The organism is Saccharomonospora iraqiensis subsp. iraqiensis, from assembly GCF_000430445.1.
GTDB lineage: Bacteria > Actinomycetota > Actinomycetes > Mycobacteriales > Pseudonocardiaceae > Saccharomonospora > Saccharomonospora iraqiensis.
Window position 1 is genome coordinate 76,154 of the sequence record NZ_KE387102.1, and the last position, 6,870, is coordinate 83,023.

The 6,870-nt window shown below is 70.1% G+C and carries 7 protein-coding genes and 1 pseudogene; 4 read left to right on the forward strand and 4 right to left on the reverse strand.

The genetic code is table 11. The annotated features are described in order from the left end of the window. Together trpD and ACTIR_RS0114830 are read right to left on the reverse strand one after the other, a co-directional pair. On the reverse strand, positions 1-949 hold a 949-nt coding region (gene trpD, locus ACTIR_RS23545; protein ID WP_034240242.1), incomplete at its 3' end, for an anthranilate phosphoribosyltransferase. Positions 950-1,129: 180 nt separating this feature from the next. Then, a complete protein-coding gene (locus tag ACTIR_RS0114830) occupies positions 1,130-1,540 on the reverse strand; it encodes a response regulator (protein ID WP_026454881.1) in 411 nt (136 codons plus the stop codon). 148 nt (positions 1,541-1,688) lie between these two features. On the opposite strand from ACTIR_RS0114830, the gene ctaE reads away from it, so the two are divergent. From ctaE to qcrB, 4 genes are all read left to right on the forward strand, one after another. After that, positions 1,689-2,318 carry an aa3-type cytochrome oxidase subunit III gene (gene ctaE / locus ACTIR_RS0114835; protein WP_026454882.1) on the forward strand — a complete coding sequence of 210 codons (630 nt, stop codon included), beginning with the start codon at positions 1,689-1,691 and terminating at the stop codon, positions 2,316-2,318. A 71-nt stretch (positions 2,319-2,389) separates the two neighbouring features. Continuing rightward, positions 2,390-3,217 (forward strand): cytochrome bc1 complex diheme cytochrome c subunit, encoded by an 828-nt coding sequence (gene qcrC, locus ACTIR_RS0114840; protein ID WP_026454883.1) that lies wholly within the window; start codon positions 2,390-2,392, stop codon positions 3,215-3,217. A 116-nt stretch (positions 3,218-3,333) separates the two neighbouring features. Next, on the forward strand, positions 3,334-4,482 hold the full coding sequence (gene qcrA / locus ACTIR_RS0114845; protein ID WP_026454884.1) for a cytochrome bc1 complex Rieske iron-sulfur subunit: 1,149 nt from the start codon (positions 3,334-3,336) through the stop codon (positions 4,480-4,482). Further along, positions 4,479-6,143 (forward strand): cytochrome bc1 complex cytochrome b subunit, encoded by a 1,665-nt coding sequence (qcrB, locus tag ACTIR_RS0114850; protein WP_026454885.1) that lies wholly within the window; start codon positions 4,479-4,481, stop codon positions 6,141-6,143. Before qcrA ends, qcrB begins: the two co-directional genes overlap by 4 nt. A 101-nt stretch (positions 6,144-6,244) precedes the next feature. Here qcrB and ACTIR_RS0114855 read toward each other — a convergent pair whose 3' ends face one another. Further along, positions 6,245-6,529 carry an Lrp/AsnC family transcriptional regulator gene (locus ACTIR_RS0114855; RefSeq protein WP_007025857.1) on the reverse strand — a complete coding sequence of 95 codons (285 nt, stop codon included), beginning with the start codon at positions 6,527-6,529 and terminating at the stop codon, positions 6,245-6,247. A 115-nt stretch (positions 6,530-6,644) separates the two neighbouring features. Then, positions 6,645-6,870 (reverse strand): annotated as a pseudogene (locus ACTIR_RS23550) (DEDD exonuclease domain-containing protein); the annotation flags it as partial.

Here is a 6,870-nt window from a genome sequence, read left to right on the forward strand (position 1 = left end):
CGGCCCGCAGGTCGGCGGTGAGGTCACCGGAGAAGCCCGCGTGGGCGGCGAGGGCGCCCGCGGCGTTGAGCAGCACCGCGTCCCGGACCGGTCCGGTCTTGCCGTCCAGCACCTGCCGCGCCACCTCCGCGTTCGTCTCCGCGTCCCCGCCGCGCAGCGCCTCCGGCCCGACGAGCGGGATCCCCAGCTCGGTCGGATCGATCGTGCCGGTGCTCACCCCGCCCCCGGTGATGATCCAGGCCGAACTGGTGGTGGTCGTGGTGATCTCGTCGAGACCGTCGTCCCCGCGCACCAGCAGGACGCTGTCCCCCCGCCGGGCGAAGACCTCGGCGAGCACCCGGGTCTTGTCCGGGTAGGCGCACCCGATGAGCCCGGCCCGGGGCTGCGCGGGGTTCGTCAGCGGTCCGAGCAGGTTGAACGTGGTGGGGATACCCAGCTCCCGGCGGGGCCCGCCCGCGTGCCGGAGGGCGGGGTGGAAGGCCGGGGCGAAGCAGAAGCCGATGCCGAGGTCGCCGACACTCCGGGCGACCTCCTCCGGCTCGGCCCCGATGCGGACCCCGAGCGCCTCCAGCACGTCGGCCGCACCGGACTTCGACGACGCGGCGCGGTTGCCGTGCTTGACCACGGGGGTGCCCGCCGCCGCCACCACCAGTGCGGTCATCGTGGAGATGTTGACCGACCCGGACCGGTCGCCGCCCGTGCCGACGATGTCGACGGTCCGGACGTCGAGTTCCACCCGGCGTGCGTGCGCCAGCATGGCGCGCGCCATACCCGCGATCTCGGCGGCCGTCTCGCCCTTGGCGCGCAACGCCACCGCGAACCCCGCGATCTGCGCGGGCGTGGCCTCGCCGGACATCACCTGGTCCATGGCCCACGCCGTGCCCTCCTCGGACAGGTCGGTGCGCTCGATGAGGGCGCTCAGGACCGAGGGCCAGGTGTGTTCGGACATCGTCGCTCTCCGGAACCGGCGGCGTCCTCCGCGTCGGCAGGGCCGACGGGGGGACCGACCGGATCACTTCCTACGGGGACCGCCGATCGTGCGGCGGTCCGGGGGACTACGGGGCCCGGCGGCACGTCCGGATCATTCCGGGGTCCGTGTCGTCGGGCACGGTCGCGTGCCCGCGACCGGTCATCCGCGGACGGTGGGGCGCTGGTGCGAACGGAGCACGTCCGCGACCGTCTCCGCGGCCGTCAACGGGTCCAGCGGGTGGACCAGCACGGCGTCGGCCTGCGACCAGGTCGCCAGCCATCGGTCGTCCGCGCGGCGCACGGCCACCACGATCGGCGGACAGTCGTCCAGTTCGTGATTCAGCTGCCGGCACAGACCGATGCCGCCGGTGGGTTGTGCCTCACCGTCGAGCACGGCGAGATCAATGTCACCCGAGTCCATCCGGCTGAGCACGTCGGCGACCCCGTCGGCCTCCACGTAGGTGACTCTGCCCAGGTCAGGGGCGGGACGACGGCCGATCGCGTTGATGATCGACTCACGGACCGGTGCCCGGTGGCTGAAAACCAGGATCGTCGTCGCGGGCTCGCTCATCCTCGTGTCCTCCGGGCGTCGGCGGTGGTGACCGGCCCCATGCTAACCCTCGAACCCCGTGGATACCCAGCGGGTTCACCGGTCCCGACCTGCGATCCACGACCATCCGTAGGACCCGATCTGCGGGGACCGGGGAGGGGGAGACATAATGCGAGCCGTGACAACGGCAGCTCCTTCCATCAGCCAGCGGGTGCACTCGCTCAACCGGCCGAACATGGTCAGTGTCGGCACGATCGTGTGGCTGTCCAGCGAGCTCATGTTCTTCGCTGGCCTCTTCGCCATGTTCTTCACGGTCAAGGCCCAGAACGACACCGGCGTGTGGCCGCCACCGAACCCGGCCACCGGTGAGCCGATCCACCTGGCCATCAGCTACGCGCTGCCGTTCACGATCATTCTCGTGGCGTCGTCGGTCACCTGCCAGCTCGGCGTGTTCGCGGCCGAACGTGGGGACGTCTTCGGGCTGCGCCGCTGGTACCTCGTGACCCTGCTCATGGGGACGGTCTTCGTCCTGGGCCAGGGTTACGAGTACGTGATGCTGGTCAGCGAGGGCGTGACGATCCCGTCCGGCGCCTACGGCACGGTCTTCTTCATGACGACCGGCTTCCACGGGCTGCACGTCATCGGCGGCCTGGTGGCGTTCGTCTTCCTGCTCATCCGGACGCGGCTGAGCAAGTTCACCCCCGCACAGGCGACCTCCGCGATCGTGGTCTCGTACTACTGGCACTTCGTGGACATCGTGTGGATCGGCCTGTTCGGTGTGATCTACATCCTTCCCTGACGACCCGCCCGGCCGGACCGAGGGCCGGGCGCACAGCAAGGCCGAACTGACAGCAAGGGTTGCCGCAGAAGATGACCACCAGTACGAACACCGAGGCCGCGTCGGCGAGGCGGGCGGGCCGTCGCACGAAGTTCCGCCGCCGGATGGCGAGCGTCCTCGCGCTCGGGGTCGCCCTGCTCGGTGCGGGGGCGCTGTACGCCACGTTCGTCCCCGAACCGCAGACGGCGCAGGCGCAGGAGGATCCGGCGCTGCTGCGCAAGGGCGAGGAGATCTACAACAACACCTGCATCAGCTGCCACGGCGCGAACCTGCAGGGTGTGGAGGACCGCGGCCCGTCGCTGGTCGGCGTGGGCGAGGCGTCGGTGTACTTCCAGACCTCGACCGGCCGGATGCCGATGGTGCGCCAGGAGGCCCAGGCCGCGCGCAAGCCCGCCAGGCTGACCCCGGAGGAGATCGACGCCCTCGGGGCCTACATCCAGGCCAACGGCGGCGGCCCGGAGCGGCCCGCCGAGTCCGGCGAGGCGCTGCACGGCACGAACCCCGCGCGCGGCGCGGAGCTGTTCCGGCTGAACTGCGCGTCCTGCCACAACTTCACCGGCCAGGGCGGGGCCCTGTCGGCGGGCAAGTACGCACCGGAGCTCGGCCCGGCCAGCGAGTCCGAGATCTACACGGCGATGCAGTCCGGCCCGCAGAACATGCCGAAGTTCTCCGACCGCCAGCTCAGCCCGGAGGAGAAGAAGGACATCGTCGCCTACGTGAAGTCGGTCTCCGACGGGAACAACAACCCGGGCGGCAACGGGCTCGGCGGGTTCGGCCCGGCCTCGGAGGGCGTGATCGCCTGGGTCGTCGGGATCGGTGCCCTGGTCGGCGCGACGCTCTGGATCGGGTCGAGGGCGTGACGGATCGGTGATCCGCGGGTACGGCAGGCCGACCGGGCGCGGTCGGTGGCGAAGGCAGACGGTGCGGGGCGTCCGCGTCCCGCACACGGAGCGGAGCGAGGCAGGTTCGAGAGAGCATGAGTAGCGGTAACGAGCCGCGGGAGCGGCCCTCCGACGAGGAGCTGTCGCGCATGAGCCGCGACGAGCTCGTCGAGCTCGGTGGCAGGCTCGACGGCGTCGAGCTGGTCAACTATCCGGACCCGTGGCCGGTGGAGGGCACGCGGGCCGAGAAGCGCGCCGAGCGTTCGGTGGCGCTGTGGTTCGCGGTCTCGGCGGTGTTCGGGCTCGCCTTCCTCGCGGCCCTGATCTTCTGGCCGTCCGAGTACGCGCCGCCGTCGGAGGAGAGCGCGCACTTCTGGTACAGCTGGTACACCCCGATGCTCGGGATCACCCTGGGCATCTCCGTGCTCGCGCTGTCGGTGGCCGTGCTGCTCTACACCAAGCGGTTCGTCCCGGACGAGCTGGCGGTGCAACAGCGCTCCGACAACATGGGCGAGGGGTCGGACGCGATCGACCGGCAGACGATCCTCGCGCAGCTGTCCGACAGCGGTGAGCGCAGCACGATCGCCCGGCGCTCGATGATCAAGCGCACGGCGGGTGCCGGTGCCGGTGTCCTCGGCCTCGGGACGGTGGCACTGCCGCTGGCCGGGTTCATCGAGGACCCGTGGGCGAACCCGGAGAGCAAGGACTCGCTGGCGCACACCGCGTGGAAGAAGCAGTTCCCCGGCGAGAAGGTCTATCTCCGCCGCAGTACCGGGAACCCGCACGACGTCTCGCTGGTGCGTCCGGAGGACCTCGACGCGGGCGGGATGGAGACGGTCTGGCCGTTCCGCGAGTCCGAGCGGAACGACGACCACGCACTGGCCGTCGCGCTCAAGCGGGCGGACAGCCCGGTGTTGTTGATCCGGCTGCGGACCGAGGACGCCGAGCAGGTCGTCCAGCGTGCGGGCCAGGAAGGGTACAACTACGGTACGTACTACGCGTACTCGAAGGTGTGTACCCACGTCGGCTGTCCGGCCTCGCTGTACGAGCAGCAGACCAACCGGCTGTTGTGCCCGTGCCACCAGTCGCAGTTCGACGTACTGCAGTACGCCAAGCCTGTCTTCGGCCCCGCGACCCGCGCGTTGCCGCAGCTGCCGATCACGGTGGACGAGGAGGGGTACTTCATCGCCCGGCACGATTTCGATGAACCGGTCGGGCCGGCCTACTGGGAGCGCGCGTCATGAGCTCACTGACCACGCCGACGAAGGGATCCGGGTTCCTGTCCAAACAGGCCGGTGAGGCGGCGACGAACGCCGACCAGCGCTACCACCTGGCGCGTGGGCTGCGGCACCAGATGAACAAGGTCTTCCCGACGCACTGGTCCTTCCTGCTCGGGGAGCTCGCCCTCTACAGCTTCATCATCCTGATCCTGTCCGGGGTCTACCTGACGCTGTTCTTCGATCCGTCGATGGCGGAGGTCGTCTACGACGGCCCGTACACGAACATGCAGGGCGTCGAGATGACCCGGGCGTACGAGTCGACGCTGGAGATCTCGTTCGAGGTCCGGGGCGGGCTGTTCATCCGGCAGCTGCACCACTGGGCGGCGCTGATCTTCGTCGCGGCGATGTTCGTGCACATGATGCGGGTGTTCTTCACCGGCGCCTTCCGCAGGCCGCGGGAGGCCAACTGGGTGATCGGCGCGCTGCTGCTCATCCTGGGCATGTTCGAGGGCTTCTTCGGCTACTCGCTGCCGGACGACCTGCTCTCCGGCACCGGTGTCCGGGCGACCCTGTCCGGCATCACGCTGTCCATCCCGGTGATCGGTACGTGGGCGCACTGGGCGCTGTTCGGCGGCGAGTTCCCCGGCACGGTGATCATTCCGCGGATGTACGCCCTGCACATCCTGATCGTCCCCGGGATCATGCTCGCGCTGGTCGCGGTCCACCTGGCGCTGGTGTGGTACCAGAAGCACACCCAGTTCCCCGGTGTGCGGCGCAAGGAGTCCAACGTCGTCGGTGTGCGGATCATGCCGGTGTTCGCCCTCAAGGGCGGCGCCTGGTTCGCGGTGGTCACCGGCTTCACCGCGCTGATGTCCGGCATGTTCCAGATCAACGCGGTGTGGAACCTGGGGCCGTACAACCCGTCACAGGTCTCGGCGGGGTCCCAGCCCGACTGGTACCTGGCCTGGGCGGACGGCATCCTGCGGATCTATCCCGCCTGGGAGCTCTACCTCGGGGACTACACGGTCCCGCCGGTGTTCTTCGCCGGTGCGATCGGCATGGGGCTGCTGTTCGGGCTGTTGCTTGCGTACCCGCTGCTCGAACGGAAGCTGTCCAAGGACACCGCGCACCACAACCTGCTGCAACGGCCGCGGGACGCACCGGTGCGCACCGGGCTCGGCGTCATGGCGCTGACGTTCTTCATGGTGCTGGAGATCTCCGGGTTCAACGACATCGTCGCCTACCAGTTCGACATCTCGCTGAACGCGATGACCTGGGCGGGCCGGATCGGGCTGCTGTTGCTGCCGCCGTTGGCGTACTACGTCACCTACCGGATCTGTCTCGGCCTGCAGCGCTCCGACCGCGAGGTGCTGGAGCACGGCGTGGAGACCGGCATCATCAAGCGGCTGCCGCACGGTGAGTTCATCGAGGTCCACCAGCCGCTCGGCCCGGTGGACGAGCACGGCCATCCGGTGCCGCTGGAGTACCAGGGTGCGTCGGTGCCGAAGAAGATGAACAAGCTCGGCACGGCGGGCAAGCCGGTGCCCGGCTCGTGGATCACGCCGGACCCGCCGGAGGAGACGGCGGCGCTGGAGCGGGCCAAGACCGAGCACGGGGACTACCCCGAGTCCGGTGAGCTGGAGGCGCCGCAGCCGGAACAGGCAGGCTCGTCGAGCGAACGCTGACGCACGACGTCGAGCGGACGACAGCGGAGAGGGCCGCCCACCCCCGTGGTGGGCGGCCCTTTCGCGTGTCGTTCCGGGTGGTCGGCCCGCTCCGGGTCGGCTCAGCCCTCGTCGATGCCGATCTCGAAGGCGGACTCGGTGTCGGCGCTGGAGTACGACCGGAACGCGATGTGGGTGTCGGTGTCGAGGACACCGTCGACCTTGGCGATCCGGCCCGGGATGAGGTCGGCCAGCTGTTCGTGGCCGGAGACACGCACGATCGCGATCATGTCGACGTCCCCGGCGCACGAGTAGACCTCGGACACGCCGTCGATGTCCGCGATCGTGCGTGCGGCCTCGGGGATGGTGTCGGTCGCGGCGTGGATCAGGACGATCGCGGTGATCACGGGGTACCTCCTCGGGTCGGTCGGTGGGCACGGTGTCGCCGGTGTGTCCGGACGGCTCCGTGGCGATGACGGTACGCCGGTGCCGGCTCCACCCGTGCGGGTGTGGGCCCGCGCGTCACCGCCCGTCGGACGTGGCGAGGCGTTCGAGTTCGGTGGCGGTGGTGGCCCGGTCGAGCCAGTCGGTCCATCCGCCCGCGCCGTGCAACGGTTCGGCCCACGGCGTCGAGGTGCGCACGAGCCGGACGCCCTCGACGGCGAGCCAGCGCACGAGCAGCCCGGTCTCCTCGGCCGGTGCCCCGCGGAGCGGACCCGGTCCGGGCAGGACGGTCTCGGCGGCGGCG

What these genes read in the sequence shown, in the direction of transcription:
- ACTIR_RS0114830 (WP_026454881.1), bottom strand. Translation starts at nt 1,540, where the DNA reads ATGAGCGAGCCCGCGACGACGATCCTGGTTTTCAGCCACCGGGCACCG.
- ctaE (WP_026454882.1), top strand. Translation starts at nt 1,689, where the DNA reads ATGCGAGCCGTGACAACGGCAGCTCCTTCCATCAGCCAGCGGGTGCAC.
- qcrC (WP_026454883.1), top strand. Translation starts at nt 2,390, where the DNA reads ATGACCACCAGTACGAACACCGAGGCCGCGTCGGCGAGGCGGGCGGGC.
- qcrA (WP_026454884.1), top strand. Translation starts at nt 3,334, where the DNA reads ATGAGTAGCGGTAACGAGCCGCGGGAGCGGCCCTCCGACGAGGAGCTG.
- qcrB (WP_026454885.1), top strand. Translation starts at nt 4,479, where the DNA reads ATGAGCTCACTGACCACGCCGACGAAGGGATCCGGGTTCCTGTCCAAA.